Source organism: Plantibacter sp. Leaf1 (assembly GCF_001421315.1).
GTDB lineage: Bacteria > Actinomycetota > Actinomycetes > Actinomycetales > Microbacteriaceae > Plantibacter.
On the sequence record NZ_LMJX01000002.1, the window covers coordinates 1253027 to 1269446 of the forward strand.

13 protein-coding genes are annotated in these 16420 nt (G+C 70.8%); all 13 read right to left on the reverse strand.

The window, feature by feature from the left end; translation table 11 throughout:
- Complete coding sequence (locus tag ASE44_RS08145; protein ID WP_157579822.1) at positions 1-1356, reverse strand: FHA domain-containing protein; 1356 nt, start codon at positions 1354-1356, stop codon at positions 1-3.
- A gap of 10 nt (positions 1357-1366) precedes the next feature.
- Positions 1367-2188: a PP2C family serine/threonine-protein phosphatase gene (locus ASE44_RS08150; protein ID WP_056008201.1), complete on the reverse strand. Its 822-nt coding sequence runs from the start codon at positions 2186-2188 to the stop codon at positions 1367-1369.
- Positions 2185-2697 (reverse strand): hypothetical protein, encoded by a 513-nt coding sequence (locus ASE44_RS08155; RefSeq protein ID WP_056008204.1) that lies wholly within the window; start codon positions 2695-2697, stop codon positions 2185-2187. The genes ASE44_RS08150 and ASE44_RS08155 overlap by 4 nt, the downstream gene beginning before the upstream one ends.
- A 60-nt stretch (positions 2698-2757) precedes the next feature.
- Positions 2758-4407 carry a hypothetical protein gene (locus ASE44_RS08160; protein ID WP_056008207.1) on the reverse strand — a complete coding sequence of 550 codons (1650 nt, stop codon included), beginning with the start codon at positions 4405-4407 and terminating at the stop codon, positions 2758-2760.
- The gene (locus tag ASE44_RS08165) at positions 4404-5348 is read right to left on the reverse strand and encodes a hypothetical protein (RefSeq protein ID WP_056008210.1); all 945 of its coding nucleotides are present in this window, start codon (positions 5346-5348) and stop codon (positions 4404-4406) included. The genes ASE44_RS08160 and ASE44_RS08165 overlap by 4 nt, the downstream gene beginning before the upstream one ends.
- Positions 5348-5899, reverse strand: coding sequence for a putative T7SS-secreted protein (locus tag ASE44_RS08170; protein WP_327078809.1), 552 nt, complete (start codon positions 5897-5899; stop codon positions 5348-5350). Before ASE44_RS08170 ends, ASE44_RS08165 begins: the two co-directional genes overlap by 1 nt.
- A gap of 46 nt (positions 5900-5945) precedes the next feature.
- A complete protein-coding gene (locus tag ASE44_RS08175) occupies positions 5946-6242 on the reverse strand; it encodes a WXG100 family type VII secretion target (protein WP_056008215.1) in 297 nt (98 codons plus the stop codon).
- A 121-nt stretch (positions 6243-6363) separates the two neighbouring features.
- Positions 6364-10884 (reverse strand): FtsK/SpoIIIE domain-containing protein, encoded by a 4521-nt coding sequence (locus tag ASE44_RS08180; protein WP_056008217.1) that lies wholly within the window; start codon positions 10882-10884, stop codon positions 6364-6366.
- A gap of 108 nt (positions 10885-10992) precedes the next feature.
- Complete coding sequence (locus ASE44_RS08185; RefSeq protein WP_157579824.1) at positions 10993-11463, reverse strand: hypothetical protein; 471 nt, start codon at positions 11461-11463, stop codon at positions 10993-10995.
- 158 nt (positions 11464-11621) lie between these two features.
- Positions 11622-12095, reverse strand: a complete 474-nt coding sequence (locus tag ASE44_RS08190; RefSeq protein ID WP_157579825.1) for a hypothetical protein — start codon at positions 12093-12095, stop codon at positions 11622-11624.
- Between the two features lie 206 nt (positions 12096-12301).
- The gene (locus tag ASE44_RS08195) at positions 12302-14629 is read right to left on the reverse strand and encodes a hypothetical protein (RefSeq protein WP_056778788.1); all 2328 of its coding nucleotides are present in this window, start codon (positions 14627-14629) and stop codon (positions 12302-12304) included.
- Entirely contained in the window at positions 14629-14904 is a 276-nt protein-coding gene (locus tag ASE44_RS08200) for a hypothetical protein (RefSeq protein WP_056778791.1), read from the reverse strand. The genes ASE44_RS08195 and ASE44_RS08200 overlap by 1 nt, the downstream gene beginning before the upstream one ends.
- A gap of 135 nt (positions 14905-15039) precedes the next feature.
- Positions 15040-16353 carry an FHA domain-containing protein gene (locus tag ASE44_RS08205; RefSeq protein WP_056778792.1) on the reverse strand — a complete coding sequence of 438 codons (1314 nt, stop codon included), beginning with the start codon at positions 16351-16353 and terminating at the stop codon, positions 15040-15042.
- Positions 16354-16420 lie beyond the last annotated feature (67 nt).

Sequence of the window (16420 nt, forward strand, 5' to 3'; positions counted from 1 at the left end):
TCAGCCCTCTCGGACGCGGAGTGCGACGCCGCCGCCGAGGTCGATGACGGTTCCGACGATCACAGGGGTCGACTCCCCCGGACGGAGGGACTGCGGCGCCTGGCCGGGGAGGACGACCTGGGTGCCGTTCCGCGAGTGCAGATCCGTGACGACGACCGTGCCGCCTTCGACCGCCACGCGGACGTGGCTCCGCGAGATGTCGTCGCCGGCGAGGGTGACGAGCGTGGGGACGACCGATGCGGGGACCTGGGAGACGCTCGGTGCCCGACCGAGGACGACCGGTGACGCGAGCGACTGCCGGGTGCCGCCGGGGAGCTCGAGGTAGGTGAGCGGTGTGGCCGCGGGGGTGGTCGGCCGCGAAGGCGGGGTCTCCGCCGCGCGACGCGCACGGAGGGCCGCGAGGTCCTCCGCGAGGATGGTGTGGCCGTCGTGGTCGCCGAGCTCCGTCGCCTCCGCGACCGGGGCCTCGGGCGCAGCCGTCGCCGCAGCCTGCTGCTCGGCGGCCAGCTGGGTCGCCGCGCGTTCGGCGTCGCCGGCCTCGTCGACGGCTGCCGCGCCGACCGGACGGAGCACGGTCTGGCCGAACAGGAAGTCGTAGCCCTCGTCGACGGGTTCCTCCGGGGGTGCCTGGGGCGCGTCCGGGTCGTCCTCGTCGTGGAAGAACTGGGTGTCGGAGACGGACGGGACGACGTGGAGCGGCTGTGCCGGCTCGACGGGCGATTCAGGGGCAGACTCGTCGTCGCCCGCCTCGTCCTCCGGGGCGGCCGACGGCGACGCCACCGACGCGGCGGGCTCCGCCGGGGATGGGACGTGCGGGGCGGCGAGCTGCTCCGCCGCGGTCGGCGCGCTGGTCGACGACTCGGTCGACCGGGGCTCGTCTGCAGCCGGAGCGGGGACGGCGGCGGTCGCATCCTCGTCGAGCGTCGCCGTGATGGAGGTGGTCCAGACGGCGCCGGACCCGAGCGGCAGCCGTACACCGGAAGGGTTCGGCTGGTCGCTGCGGAGCGTCACGCTGACCGCGTCGTCGTGGTGCTCCTCGACCCAGGTGGTCGCCCGGGCGCCCAGGACCGTCTCGGTCCCGGCATCGCTCGTCACGACGGCTGCGGCGAGCCCGCGCACGATGACCGTCGCGCCCGACTCGTCCCACACGGCCGCGGCGAACGCGGGCGTGTTCGAGAGACCGCCGGCGGCGAGGCGGTCGACGATCAACGCGAGCGAGGCGTCGCCGGGGAGGTCTGCGGCGAAGGCCGCAGCCGCGGCGTCGTCGCCCTGGGCGTCGACCAGCACGAGCCTGCCGGGCGCCGCCACAGCGAGCCAACGGCGGACCTCGGCCGGTTCCATTTCGTACGAGTACACGGCCACTCCTCTAGCCTCGCGGCATCGTCTCTTCAAGATACCCGAGACCACCCGCGTCATCGTAGCCGGGCCCGCTGGACATGAGCGAGGTCGACACGACATCGACGACCAGCGCGGTCACGTTGTCGCGTCCGCCGGCAGCGAGCGCGAGCTCCACGAGGCGGTCTGCGGCACCCTCGAAGCCCTGCGAGAGGACCTCGGCGATGCCCTCGTCGGTGAGCTCGCCGGTGAGCCCGTCGGAGCAGAGCAGGAACCGTTGCCGTCCGGCGACCGGGAGCAACCAGACGTCCGGGTCGATGCCGGCCTCGACGCCGATCGCCTTCGTCACGATGTTGCGGTCGGGATGTTCACGCGCCTCCGCCTCGGTCAGGGAACCGGCGTCGATGAGCTCCTGGACGGCGGAGTGGTCGACGGTGATCCGCCGGAGCACGCCGTCCGTCCACGTGTAGACCCGGGAGTCCCCCACGTTGAAGACCATCCAGTGCAGATCGGTCTGCGGGGACAGCGCGACGAGGGCGAGACCCGCGACCGTCGTGCCGATGACCCCGTTCGGTGTCGGGATGCTCCGGATGACGGCGTTGGCCGCGACGATCGTCGTCACCACCGCCTCGGTCGTCGTGGGGGTGCCGACCGGGATGCCCCGTTCGAGCGCGGCGGCCACCTCCCGGCTGGCGACCTCGCCGCGTTCGTGCCCGCCCATGCCGTCGGCGACGACGAAGGCCGGAGCGCCCGCGTAGAAGGCGTCCTCGTTGAGCCGTCGGACGAGGCCGGTGTCGGTGCGGCCCTCGCTCCGCAGGACGTGGGTGGATCGGGGCGTCTCGATCGTCGTCATCCCGTGCCTCCCAACGCAGCGGGGAGGGTCGGCACCTCGCCTGGCCAGGATCCGTACCGGGCGTCGAGGTCGGAGCTGGACAGCTCCACGGAATCACCGCCGGCGTACTGCTCGGACGCGATGTCCAGCGTCGCGAGGATCGCGATCGTCGACTCGACGGTCTGCCCGGGGGCGTCAAACGCGAACCGCACGAACCGACCGCGGTCGAGCTCGTCCTGCGAGGCGAGCTGCGCGAGGGAGTAGTCCACCAGGGCGCCGGGGTCGCCGGTGAACGCGTCGGTGGCCGAGAGCGTCGCGGTGACGTAGGCCGTCGTGCCGTCCCAGGCGCGGGCGGCACGGAAGTCGGCGCCGGGGACCTCCGCGACCGCTTCCTCGACGGCCGCCAGGGGCCGCTCAGGGCTGCGGGTCGGGTTCCGCTGCGCCGTCGGTGCTCCGGTCCCGCAAGCGGTGAGGAGCCCCAACAGCACGACCGACACGGCCCCGGATCGGACGATGGTACTGATGCGCATGGAGGGCCTCACGGTCGGAACGGGCTGCGGAGGGGCGACCCGGTGGCAGGCCGCATTCGATCATCTCCGCGTAGGACTGTAGTCGGTCACCTGTTGATCACCGCTGAAGAAGCCACTCGCCGAGTCCAGGTACGACTCGACGCTCGGGTCTCCCGACGACGTCGTCTGATCCGCCATGATCTCGTACCGCTGTGCATTGTGGGCACCCGCGATCCCTGGATCCTGCTGTTCCGGATTCACGCCGCCGAGTCTCGGTGCATCACCCTGCACGGTCGTCCAGTTCGCCGAATCCGGGTTCCCCTGCCCGTCGAGACGCGCGACGGGGTCCTCGTTGAACTCCATCGAGAGGACCTGCACGTCGTCGGGGATGTCGAACCGGGCGATCGGTGAACCCGCGGTGACGACGTGGGTGACGTTGTACCCGAGATCAGGATCCGAGGCCAACAGCCCGGCCGTGATCCCGCCGAGACTGAAGCCCTCGAGCATCACCGGGTCCGTCGGCGAGATGCCGGCCGCAGCCATCGCGTCCTTCACCGCCTGACTGAGCGCGGTCTGTCCGCCCTGCATGGCCGCGATGTCCGAGGTGAGGTCGTTCGAGATCGCTCCGCCGTGCGGGTCCCAGACCTGCGTGCTCGGGATCTGCACGATCCAGCTCGGCGGCGGTCCGGCCGACTGGATCACGCGGATGTTGCTGAGCTCTTCCTCACCCTGGTCGATGTCGGCCGAGCCCTGCATGAGGTCACCGAGGTCGGTGACCGTCCGGTCCCGAGGCACGGCAAGCGGCTGCGTCGGGTTGTCCGGGTCCATGGCGAGGCCGCCCTGGCCGTCCTCGAAGAGTCCGAACCGGCCGCCACCACCGGCGATGGCCGCGATCGCCTGTTCATACGTGAGCGGCGGCCAGCCCTGGCCGGTGAGGACCGACATGAGCCCGTTGAAGCCGGGGACCAGGCCGGGGAGGAACGTGAGGCCGGCCAGGAGACCCGGGGCACCGTCGGTGAGGATGTCCGCGATCCAGGCGTTCTCGCCCAACCACTCGTTGGCGGCCTGAGCCGCGACCGGGGCGAGGTCCTGCAGCCTCGACAGCGCGTCGGCGTAGGTCGCCGCCGTCCGGTCGACGACCTCCTGCGGCGAGTAGGCGGAGACCGAGTTGGTCGCGAACGCTGCGGCGACTCCGGCGGGCGACAGCAACAACCAGGGGTTGTCGCCGATCTGATCCAGCGTCTGCTGGGCGCCCTCCACCAGCGAGTCGACCCCCTCGACGACGACGTTCACACCGGCGACGGTGAGCATCCACGCCCCACCGACCACCACCACGCCCGCCGCGATGACGAGGCCCACCGGCACCGCCAGGACGCCGATCACGAAGGCGACACCGTTGTGCAGCGCGACCGTCGCCGCGGCGATCATCTGGTCGGCCGTCTCGTACGCGACCACGGCGCCCTCGAGGAAGACGGCAGAGACGCCGGTCTCGGTCGCGACGAGCAGCAGGGAACCGGAGGCCAGCACGATGGCGCCCTCCGCCGCCGCCCCGGTCATCGGGGACAGCAGCATCGACTCGAGCAGATCGCCGTCGACGGCCTTCGCGGCGGCCGTCCCGGAGCGGCCGATGAGCTCGTTCGAGAGCGTGGCGAGTTGCTGGGCCTGCAGACGCATGTCGTCGAGCTTCGCGCCGACGCCGCCTGTGCCTCCGGAGACCGTGATGTCGCTCATGCCCGTGCTCCCTGGATCTGGGCCGCGATGGTGAGCACCTCGGCGACGATGTCCGCGCGCCGAACCGCCCGGAGCGAGACCCGGCTCGCCTCGGCGACGGCGGTCGGATCCGTGCGCGACGGATCGATGTCCGGGGTGTCGACCGTCACGGCCACCCACCCGTCGGAGCTCCGGAGCCAGGTGTCCGTCCACCGGCGTGCTGGACTTCCGAGCCGGGACAGCGCGTCGAGCCGGAACCCACCGTCGATGCGCTTGGCGAGTCCACCGAGGAGGGACGCGGCCTGCGGACTGTGGAGCTGCTCGACGACCGCGCCGACGACATCGGGTCGGTCCTGGCGGAGGGCGAGCACGAGCGCCTCGGCATCGGCGAGCGGGAGGACGACGACGTCCGTCGAGCGGCCTCGGGAGTCGGGGACGTCGTGCAGCGCGGAGAGTGGTCGGAGGAGTTGCTGTGCCAACCCGGCCGTGTCGAAGGCGCGGATCTCGATCGCGTCCTCATCGCGTGCGGCCGTGCCGTGCTCCGCGAGCGAGGCATCCGAGTGATCGACCCGCTGCGTCCGCAACAACGCCAGGGCATGCGCGCCGATCACGGAGACGGACTGGATCGCCGTCCGGTCCAAGGTCCAGCACGACGAGTCGACGGCCGCCGTCGCGAACTGGGGCATCGACAGGAAGGCGGCGAAATCGGGATCGACGTCGGCCGTGAGGTCGTCTGGAACGCCGCCGTCGCCGTGGGCGAGGAGTCGTCGCTCTCGGAGTCGGGCGACGGCTCGCAGCTCGCGCTCGCGGATCTCGTCTGGTGACACCTCGGAGCCCCACTCGGTGTGGAAGGCGTGGGGCAGCACGAGGTGCGGGGTCCGGTGCTCGAGCACGTGCAGCTCGTCGGCGGACAGGAGGAACGCGGCGGCGGCGGGAGCCGGCCGGGTGCGCGTGGTGGTCATCAGGGGGTCCATCCTCGGCTGCGGTAGAGGTCGGCGAGATCGAGCCAGCCGCGATCGCCGGGGCTGGGGAGCGACGGGGTGGAGGCGACGATGTCCTTCGCCTGGTGGACGAGGAAGTCCGGGACCTCCTGGCCGAAGAACTCGAACACCTTCGCGGCCCCGTCCTTCACGGTCTCGACGGCACCGGAGACGAGGTTCACCGCGTCGTTCCAGCGGTCGCCCACCCAGCGGGCGGCGTCCTCGATCATCTGCTTCACGTGGTCGACCGCGGTCGCGTGCTCGTCGAGCTTCGTCGCGGCGTCGTCGAGTTGCGTCGCGGAGGTCTCGAGCGACACCGCCCGGGTGCCGAGCTGCTCGACGAAGGTGTCCGCGGCTGTCGAGGTCCACGAGAGCTCGGCTGCGGATCGCAGCTCGCCCGCCCTGCCTCGGACCTCGGTCGCGAGGGCCCGGAGCTCGGTCGCCCGGAGTCTGATCTGCTGGGTGTCGCCGTACACGGCTCGCTCCTCGTCGGTTCGTCGGTTCAAGGCTCGACAACGACCGCGCGCCCTCACCGACGAGGTGTCGGGAGGGCGCGCAGAGCGAAGCCGACGGTGGTGACTACTGGCCGGCGCCGGCGGCGAGCGCCGCGTCGGTCTGCTCGAGCGTGGTCACAGCGTTGTTGAGGTAGCCCGACAGCTTGTCGAGGTGCTGGATGGTGACCGTCGCGCTCTGCGTGAAGGCCGTGTAGGTCTCGTTGAAGGTGCCGGACGCGGTGTCGGTCTGGAACCCGGAGGACACGAGGTTGTTGATGAGGGTCTGCAGGCGGTTGAGCGTCGTCTCGACCTCGCCCTTGCCCGTCGTCAGGTTGACGGCGGCCTGCTTGATCTCGCTGTAGTTGACGTTGATGTTGGCCATGTCTCTTGCTCCTTCGTTGTGGTCACCGGCACCGTCGGTGCCTTCATCATGTAACCACAACGCCTGTCGGGAACACATGGGGAGCACTCCCCATGCCCTCCCCGCCGGTGTCTGTCGGCCCTCAAACGAGCGGGAACTCGGGGGCGATCGGCACCTGCACGCGTGACAGCGCACCACGGTTCGCGTACATCCCGCGCCCGGGCGGGAAGTCCTTGCGGGCGAGCCGCGGGAACGTGGTCCGGAGGACGAGGTCGCCCTCCATCTGCTCCGGTTGCAGGAGGATGCCGCGCCTGGCGCTCTTGATCTCGCCCATGAGTGGCCAGGACGACGACCAGCCGGACACCTCGTTCTCGGCGATCACCAGGTGGTCGCTGCGCTTGATGGCCTTGATCAGCTCGACGAGCGGCGGGTCGGCGATGCCGTTGAGGTAGTCGGAGATCGTCTCGATGACGACGACGGTGCGCGTGGTGACCGTCTCCGCCGCGATCGCCGCCGACAACGCCTTCGCCTGTTCGACGATCGTCTCCGGGGTGACGGCCGACTCGTCGAACCGCAGTTCGCGGAGCAGGTCCGAGCGCTTGGAACCGAAGTAGACGAATCGGGTCGCCGGGTCGAAGCGGCGCATGGCACCGACGAGCGCCGCGACGGCGTTCGTGCGGCCACTCCCGGGCGGGCCACCGACGAGGAAGGCACCGGAGGGGTCGAAGCCGAGCGGCGCGAGGTCGGCGTCGCCGATGCCGAGCGTCGGGCGGTCGCCGACGCGGTCGGGGAGCTCGCGTGCTTCGATCTCCTTCGGGAGCGCGCCGATCGGTGGCGCCGTGACCGTGGCGCCGGCCCTCGACATCGCCTCGGCGAGCTTGACGGTCGCGAGCGACTGCTCCGACAGCACCGGCGAGCCGCCCAGGATGGCCACCTGGACCTCGAGACCGTCGACGATCGCGCGTCCGGCGGGCGACTCCGGCCCGAGGACGTCCTTCGGCACGCCGAGGAGCTGGTACCCCGTCTCGTCCGCCAGCCGCAGCACCACGCGGCGTTGCACACCCGCGCTGATGTTCGTCGGCACGGACCCCGGCCGGTCGGCGGAGAACGCGATGTTCACGCCGAGCTGGCGACCGTCGGTGATGAGCTGCTGGAACAGCGTGTACCAGGAGGACAGCCCGAGAGTCGTCTCGTACTCCTGCCGGAAGGACTGGAACCCGTCGACGAGCAGCAGGATCCGGCGCTCGTCGTTCCGGCCGGAGACCCGGCGGTAGTCGGTGATGGAGGACGCGTTCGCCTCCGCGTACCGGACGCTGCGGTCGTCGATGATCTCCTTGATGTGCCGGAGCAACCGGATGACCCGCTCCTGGTCGTCACCGGGGATGATCGAACCGACATGGGGCAGCGCCTCCAGCATGCGCAGGCTCCCCGCGCCGAAGTCGAGGCCGTACACCTCGACGGGCCCACCGCGCGGCGTGATGCCGGCTGCCGTCGCGAGGGTGCGCAGGACCGTGCTCTTGCCGGAACCACCGGTGCCGAAGACGGCGATGTGGCCGTCGACGTCCGGGCGGAAGTACACGGGTCGCTGCTCCTGCGAGTCGGGCAGGTCGGCGACGCCGATGAGCAGTTCGGCGTCGGACCGCTGCCGGAGCTTGCTGAGGTCGTAGACGGGCGCCAGCTCGTCGAGCCATGGTCGCCGCGGCGCGGGGATCGACGCGCGGTCGGCGGCGGCGATGATGCTGGCGACGAGCCGCTGCTGGTCGGTCGGGCCGAGGTCTCGTTCCTCCTCGGCGTCCGCGGCTCGCGGCTCCTCCCAGCGGGTGTCGCCACCGAACCGGAGTTCGCGGACCTCGATGTCGGAGCGTTCGGGTTCGTCGCTCGTCCACCCGCCGGCGTACCCGGACTGGAAGATGCTCAAGCGTCCTGGCCCGGTCTTCGCGATGCCGCGGCCGGGCACGCCGGGGTCGAAGTGCGCCGCGTCCTTGACGCCGACGACGTCCTGGCTGTCCGACTCGTCGGCCATGCGGAGGGCGACCCGGAGGTTGGTGTTGGCGCGCAGGTTGTCCTTGATGACACCGGCCGGGCGCTGCGTCGCCATGATGAGGTGGATGCCGAGGGACCGACCGCGCTGGGCGATGTCGACGACGCCGTCGACGAACTCCGGGACCTCGCCGACGAGCGCCGCGAACTCGTCGATGACGAGGACGAGGGCGGGCGGCGAGTCCGGGTCGCCGCGCTTCTCGAGCTCCAACAGGTCTTTGGCCTTCTTCCGGTTGAGCAGGTGCTCGCGGAAGTGCAGCTCGGCGCGGAGGCTCGTCAGGGCACGGCGGACGAGGTGGGGGCTGAGGTCGGTGACGAGGCCGACGCAGTGCGGGAGGGTCACGCAGTCGGCGAAGGCCGAACCGCCCTTGTAGTCGACGAAGAGGAACGAGACGCGGTCGGGGCTGTACTCCGCCGCCATCCCGAGGACCCAGGCCTGCAGGAACTCGCTCTTCCCGGCACCCGTCGTCCCACCGACGAGCGCGTGCGGGCCTTGGGAGCGGAGGTCGAGGTGCATGGCGTCCACACCACCGGAGCCCACGGTCGCGCGGAGCTGGCCGGCCCGGCGGGGCTTCGGCGGAAGCCCGGGGGTGCGGTCGTGGATCGAGGAGTTCTGCCGCCAGCGGTCGACGACGGCGTCGCTCGACGTCGTCAGCTCCGAGCCGAGCAGCGTCACCATCGAGACCGAACGCGGGAGGTCGCTCGAGTCCTCGACGAGGGCGCCCGCGTCGATCACCGAGGCCATGCGCCGGGCGTAGTCGAGCGCCGTCACGGGGTCGATGAATTCCGGACGGGCGTCGTCGACCGAGTACCCGAGTCGGACCATGCCGACGGTCGCGGGTGCGTCGACGCCTGCTCCGGCTTCGGGGACCCGCAGGAAGGTGCGGCAGGCGGCCGGCAGGGAGACGACCTCGTCGGCGATCCAGATGGGGAAGACGCCTGCGTCCGCGGCGATCTCCGCCAGCTGGACGAGCCGCGCGCGGTCGACGCCGACGTCGTCGGAGATGAGGAGCACGATCGCGGGGATCGGCGACTTCGTGCCGGTGTCGTTCGAGCTCTTCGTGCCGATGTCGGCGCCGCGTTCCTGCGCCGCCTGCTTCTCGGAGATGGCACCGCGGCGCGCGTCCCCAGCCCGGGCCGCCTGGAGCCGGGTCTGGACGAGTTCCTCGATGGCCGCCAGCAGTTGGTTGCCGCTCGACACACTGTCGGCGAGGTGACCGACGTCGAGCGGACTGTTCGACGAGGAGGCGTGCGGCAGCCACTTCACCCACGACAGGGCGTTCGACCAGGCGGGCGACACGATGGCGGCGACGACGACCTCGGCCGGCGAGTGGAGCGCCGTCAGCTGCACGAGGATGCCGTTCACGGCGCCGCCGGCGGTCTGCGGCGACCCGGCGATACCGAGTGCGCCGGCGTCGTAGAGGTTGTCGATGATGGGGACGTCGGCGACCGTGGCGTACTCGTCCTTGAGCTTCTCAAGTCGCTCCTGGAACTCCGGCAGGAAGCTGTCGCGCGCCTTCGCCGACACCTCGTTCCGCGACGGCATGGTGCCGACGCCGAGCCGGAGGTTCAGGAAGGACCAGTGCTCCGGGCGGCGGGTCCACAGCAGCGGGCCGCGGGTGAGGGCGTGCTTCAGCGCCTCCGAGGTCGACGGCGCCTCGCGCATGCGGACGTCGTGCTCGATCTCCCGCTCCGCCGCGAGCTGCTTGCCGAGCGATTCGAGCCGCTCGTCGAAGATCTTGATCTGCTGCTTGAGCTTGCGCTTGTTCCGACCTCGGCCGGTGAAGTAGTTGCCGATGAGCATGAGCGGCGTCATGGCGATGAAGATGAGCGACAACGGGTTCTTCGTGAAGAAGTACATCGCACCACCGAGCAGCATCGGCGTGAGCATGCCGAGGAGCGGGAACGGCTGGTTCTCGCGCTCGGTCGGCGGCTCGGGGGCGGGGAACGTCTCCCCCGCGTACCGCTGCTCGACCCGAGGGGAGCGGTTGAAGTAGACGGGCCCGGCCTTCGGGACGACACCGGCGCGACCGACGGTCCCGGCGAAGCCGATCTCGACCTCGGTGTCGCCGATGAGCACGCGTTCCGGCTCGACCACCTTGAGCCGCGGGACGATCCCGCCGTCGACGACGATGCCGTTCGCCGCGCCGAGGTCGACGAGTTCGATCTCGCCGCCGACCTCGAGCCGCGCGTGCCGCTTGGAGACGAGCGGGTCGTCGAGGACCACATCGCAGCTCGCCTCGCGCCCGATGGTCCAGCTGCCGGCCGGCAGGGTGAACTCACGGCCGGCGTCGTCGCCCGACAGGACGCGGACGACGGCGACGGCGGGCGCCTGGCCCGTGCGCGCCGCGGAGTAGTAGACCCCGGCGTCGGCGAGTTCGATGACGGCACCGGAGCCCACCCAGGCCTCACCGATGGGTGCCTCGGGCGGGAGCGGGAGGGTCTCGGTCGACCCCGGCAGACGGGCGTGCAAGGTGAAGTCGGCGTTGGCGGAGTCGGGCCCCTGCGGGTCGACGCGTGCGATCGTCGACGCGACCTCGGCGATGCTCGCCGCCGCATCGGTGGTCACGACGATGTCGGCGGACGAACCCGACGGCCTGGTCAACGTCAGCTTGATGCGCATGCAGGGTCCCCTTGGAGGTGCGGGCCGCTCGGCGCGACCTCGATCAGCCTAGCGAGCGCCCGGACGGGCCACGATCCGGCGTGCGCCGTGTCCGAGAGCCTCGCAGGATCAGTCGGTCTGTGGGCGGACGATCTGATCGACACTCGTCACCGGAGATTCCTGAGGCGCCGGATCGAAGAGCCCGACAGCGGGTTCTGCAGCCGCACAATCGAGGTTCGGTAAGCCGACGATGGCGTCCAGGACGGTTCGGCCGTCGTCGGTCCGTTCGAGTCGGTACTCCGCTCCGGCGGTGTCGAACGAGTCCGGAGGCGTGCCCTGCGTCGACGACCAGTCGAGCGCGACACAGGCTTGGACACTCGCGTTCCGACCGTCCGCGGACACCTCGACGCTCTGCGGCTCCAATGGCTGCGGCCCAGGGTGCACATCGGTCCGTTCGCCGGACTCGACATGATCCCGCGCGCCGCGCCACGCGGCGGACCGCACCTCGTAGGTCGACGATTCGACCAACTCCGGCAGCGCGAAGTCGTTGCGGTTCTGCGCGACGGCGAGTGCGGTCAGCGCCGTCCGTGCCCATTGCACCCAGGCGTCCTGGTCTAACTCACTCGAGGGCTCGCCGTCAGCCCAGATCACCCCGGGGAACGGCTGATCCGTCGTCGGTTGCGCCGCCGGAGTGCATCCCGTGAGTCCGAGGAGCACGGCGGTGAGTCCTCCTGCGGCCGCCACCCACGCCCGAGCCATCACTTCGGCGTGGCACGCTGCGTCGTCTGGCTGTCAGTCAGCGGACGCTCCACGTCGTCCGGGTCTGTCACGCCGGACGGCACCGGTGCGGGGTCGAAGATGCCGATGGACGGGCGCGCCGACGCGCAGTCGAGGGCGGGCACCACGATGACGGCACTGATTCTCAGGACATCATCGGTCGGCGTCAATCGGTACTCGATGCCGCTCGCGTCCATCGCAGCCGCCCCGCCGGTCGGTCGAGCGCCGCTGGGCGTCGCCCACTCGTCGAGCACACACCCTCGCACACGCCAACCGTCCCCGTCGGGAACGACTTCCGTCGGCTCGAACGGCGCCGGCCCTGGGGCCAGCAAGGTCGACTCGCCATCCTCCAAGCGCTTCTCGGCGGCCCGCCACAAGTTCGAGCGGACGTCGTACTCGACGGTCGCGACCAGCTCCGGAAGCCTGAAGTCGTTGCGATTGCTCGCGACGGCCATCGCTGCAAGACCGTCGCGAACGGCGACCACGGCGGTGTCCCCGTCGAATGGCCCTGACGGCTCACCATCAGCCCAGACGATCTCTGGGAACGGCTGTGCGGCTTGCCCGCCCTGCGGCGTGCATCCCGCGATCCCGAGCACGAGTGCCAGGCCCGTGGCGATCCGGCCGAATCGGCGGACCGCCCTGTTCTCAGTGGACGAGCGCGTCATCCTTCCCCCGGGTCGTTGTCACCCTCGGCGTCTCCAGAACCATCCCGGTACGCACGAGCCAGGGAGTCGAAGGTCGAACCGCCGCGTTCCTCGTCGAGCGCCTCGAGCAGGTCGTCGAGATGTTCGTCGTACCAACTCTGCAGCTCGGAGCCGCTCATGCCGGTCGGGTCCGGCACATCTGCGAGCGGTCCGTCAGGGGTGTCATGCTCCAGCCGCCACACGAACTGAGCCGTCTGCAGCCGGACCGCTTGCAGGCTCGGGTTCTTGTTCGCCGCGAGATCCTCCACCAAAGCGGCGTGCGTGTCCCCGAAACCACCCTCGAGGGTGTCGCCTCCCCAGCCGATGAGCTGACCGACCGCGTAGCCCTGCGCTGTGTCGATGACCTGCCCCGCCACGCCGCCGACGACCGTACCGAGCCCGGGAACCGGGATCATGCCGACCACCGTCTCCAGTCCGTCGATCGCGTCCGCGACCGCCTGATCGTGGCGCGCCGCCTCGCCGAGGAGCTCACCCGACCCGGCACCGTCCACCATTCCCTGCAAGACCGCGATCCGTTCGGCGGTGCCGTGCACCGAGACGTCGTCGAACTGACCGGCCGCTCCGATGAGAGCGTCCTGATACTGGGACACGACGCCCGACAGCGCTGTGTGACCGTACGGGTCGCTCGATGCGATGCCGAGGATGTCGGACAGCAGGTCCTGGGACACGTTCGCGTAGATGCCGGTGTCCTCGCTGATACCGAAGAACGCGACCTCCTGGGTCGGAGGCGTCTGGGTCGTCTCGTCGAACAACGGGGACTCGACGAACCCTGGGATCTGCGGCGTCAGCGCTCGAACGATCGACACCGACGCGAGGCTGCTCACGTTCTCGCCGTTGAAGGACTCGTTCTCCGAGAGCTGCTGCATGATCTTCTCTGTCAGGACAGCCGCATCATTCCACGCGGCCGAGGTTCCCTCGGTCGGATGCCCGGTCGCGACACCGGGGCCGCCGGTCGCGTACTGCGTGCCGGCCCAGAGACCGCTCGGGCCCGCGAACTCGTCGTAGGTCGACCAGTCGCGGTCGCCGAACCAGTAGTCGACCCGGGCGTCTCCGAGCGAACCTTCGCCCGAGATGGTGTCGTCGGAGCCGTCGGTGAGCCAGTCGAGCGCCTCGTCCGGGTACCCTCCAAGGGTTTCCAGGACACGGCCGGCGAGGTCGACGACGCGGAGCCCCGAGAGCCCCGTCTGCTCCTCCTCAAGCAGGGCGAGCGTCGTGCCGCCGGGCAACGGCGAGCCGTCCTGCCAGATGTGGTAGTTGCCGCGCTCCTCCTGGTCGATCATGTCGGCGAGCGCGAGGGTGGTGGTCACGCCGATCGGTGCGTTGGTCGGATCGCCGAACAGGAAGCCGATCGCCGCGGGGTCGCCACCGACGGTCGTACTGGCGTTCGCCATCATCTCCTCGGCGAACTCCTGCCCGGTGAGCGGGGTCCAACGTTGCGAGCCAACGGACAGCCCGCCGCGGACGCTCTGCGCGAGCGCCAGTGCGGCGGCAGCTGGGACGCTGCCGTCCACCACGCCACGGCCGAGTTCGTCGATGAGGCTGACGACGTTCTCGCCGCCCATGTCGCGGTTCATCTGCGCCATGACCAGCGGACTGTTGCCGTACAGGTCGTAGAGCGTCTGCAGGTTCGCGACGTCCGTCTCGGAGTAGTCGCCGGACGCGATCTGGTTCCCGAGTTCTGCCATCGCCTGTGCCACGGCGCTCGGCGACAGCGAGCCGGAGTCGGTGATGCCGATGGCTGCGAGCGCCTGGCGCTGCGCCTCCCACGCGGTCGCATTCGGAGGGGTCAGCGCGAGCACCAGGGTGCTGTCGGCCAAGGTGCGCTCGTCGGCCAGGCCTTCGAGCGCATTGCGGGCGAGGGTGAGATCGCCCATGGCCGCCTGCTCCTGCAGCTGACGGTGCTGCGCCTGCTCCGGAGTCGGGCCTCCTGCGGGGTCCATGTACTGGCGATTGATGACCTGGTTTGACTCGAACATGGTCTGCTTTACCGACGTCGCGCGGGTGGCGATGCCGGACACGGTCTCGGAGTACACACCGATGGCCGTCCGAGCTGCACTCAGTGCGGTGGTGACCGCATCGATCGTCGCGACCGGGGTGTTCAGCGACGCCGACCAGGTGACCGGGGCGTCTCCGCTCCACACCTCCGCGGTCATGCCTGCCTGCGAGTTGGTCGTGACCGTCCGGGCCTCGCCGAGCGTCGTCTCCACCGTCTGCAAGCCGGTGGCGGCCGTTCCGAGCGACCCGGCGTCGAAAAGTCCCGGATCCTCCCTCGTCCAATTACCCATCAGTTGGCTCCTTCGTCGAGCAGTGCTTCCGTCTCCTGCCACGTCGCCGCGGCGTCGCGGGCGATCTGCGCAGCGTTCGTGATCTGTCCCGATGCGAGCATCGTCTGCACCGTCGCCCACATGGCGAAGCTTTCGGCGGCACCCGAGACACTGGGGCTGGAACTTCCGCTCAGATCCACGGCCACCTCGGTCGGCAGGCTGTATCCGCTCGTCTCCAGTCCGGACGCGATCGTCCGAATGGCTTCGACGTCGACGAAGAGCTGATCCCCGGCCATAGTTCCCCTTGGGTCGTCACGGAGTCGGAGACCATGCGATGGTCACCGACAGCGGGGTTCGCCCCGCCGGGCACCAGCGTATCCGAGAGCGTCCGACGCGACGATGGGGAGCACTCCCCATGCGCCGGCCGCGCTTCAACCGGCGATCACCCTGATGGGGAACTCGCCGATCCCGATCGTCGAACCCGCCTCGACGACGTAGGCCTCACCCGGCTGGCAGACCGTGACGGCGCCGGCCGCGTCGGTGATCGTCGTGCCGTTCGTGGAGTGCAGGTCGGTCACCCGGAGCGACCGACGACCGGGCACGACGGCCGTGTGCGTCTTGGAGACGGACATCCGCGGGTCGACGAGTGCCCGCAGTTCGGCGTCGGGCTGCTCAGGACGCGCCGACGGGTTGCGACCGAGGAGCACCGGCCCACGGAGCCGGATGCGTTCGCCGTCGGGCAGTTCGAGGGCGAAGTCGCCGCCCCGCGTCGACGAGGAGACGACCGTCGCGCCGAGATCGGCCTGGGAAGTCGCGACGGGGCCGTCGGGCGTCCGCGTGGGGTTCGACGTCGACGCAGGCCTGTCGGACCCGGGCGGTGCCGACGCGATCAGTCCGGGCGGGACGGTGATCTGGAGTTCCGGCGCCACCGAGGACGTCGAGGAGGCGTCCTGCGACGACTGCGGGATGGCCGCCGGCGGCTGGCGGAACTGCGGCGCACCGAGCGGTGGGGCGGCGACGACGGGGACGGCGTCCGGCTCACGTTCCGGTTCCCGGTCCGATGGAGCGACGGCGGGCGCAGGCGGTTCCGGGGGCGCCGCCTGGGCATCGGGCGCCGGCACGTCAGGAGCCGGTGGCGCATCGACCGGCTGCGCGAGGAAGCTCGGCGCCTCTCCCGGAGGACCGACGAAGGAATCGGTGCCGTCCGCGAGCTCGCCACCGGAGGAGACCGGCCACGCGGAGGCGACGGGCGCCGCACCGGTCGGGGTGGCGGAGGGCGCGGCGTCGGGCAGGGAGGACCCGCCGGTCGACGACTCCGCGGCGATCGGGGCGAGCTCGGTCCTCGCGCCGTGCACGCGCACCGTCGCCGACGCGCCCGGATCCGACTCGGCCACGAGCGCGGCCAGCGCGTGCAGGAAGGCCAGGAACGGCTGCTCGCCGAGCAGCGTGCGCTGCCGTCGTTTCTTCTGGACGCCGTGCTGCAGGATGAAGGTCGCCGCTGCGGTCCCCCGGGCGGACGGGGCCGTCGTGATGGCGAAGGCGAGCAGCGGCGCCGGGTCGTCGACCGAGACCACGCGCAAGCGGATGTCGGCGTTCGTCCCACCGTCGATCGCGACGTAGTGCCTGGTCGTCTGCGCATCCGCACCGGAGGCGGCGACCGCTTGCTGGACGAGCGCGACGAGCTCGTCGGCGGTGCCCGCCAGGTCGAGTTCCAGACCGGTGTCGGTCGGGTCGGGTGATCGCATCGGTGGTTCCTCCCCAGGCGCCGTCGGCCGACGGCAGCAACGCAACGATTATCGCGCAAGCGACGCG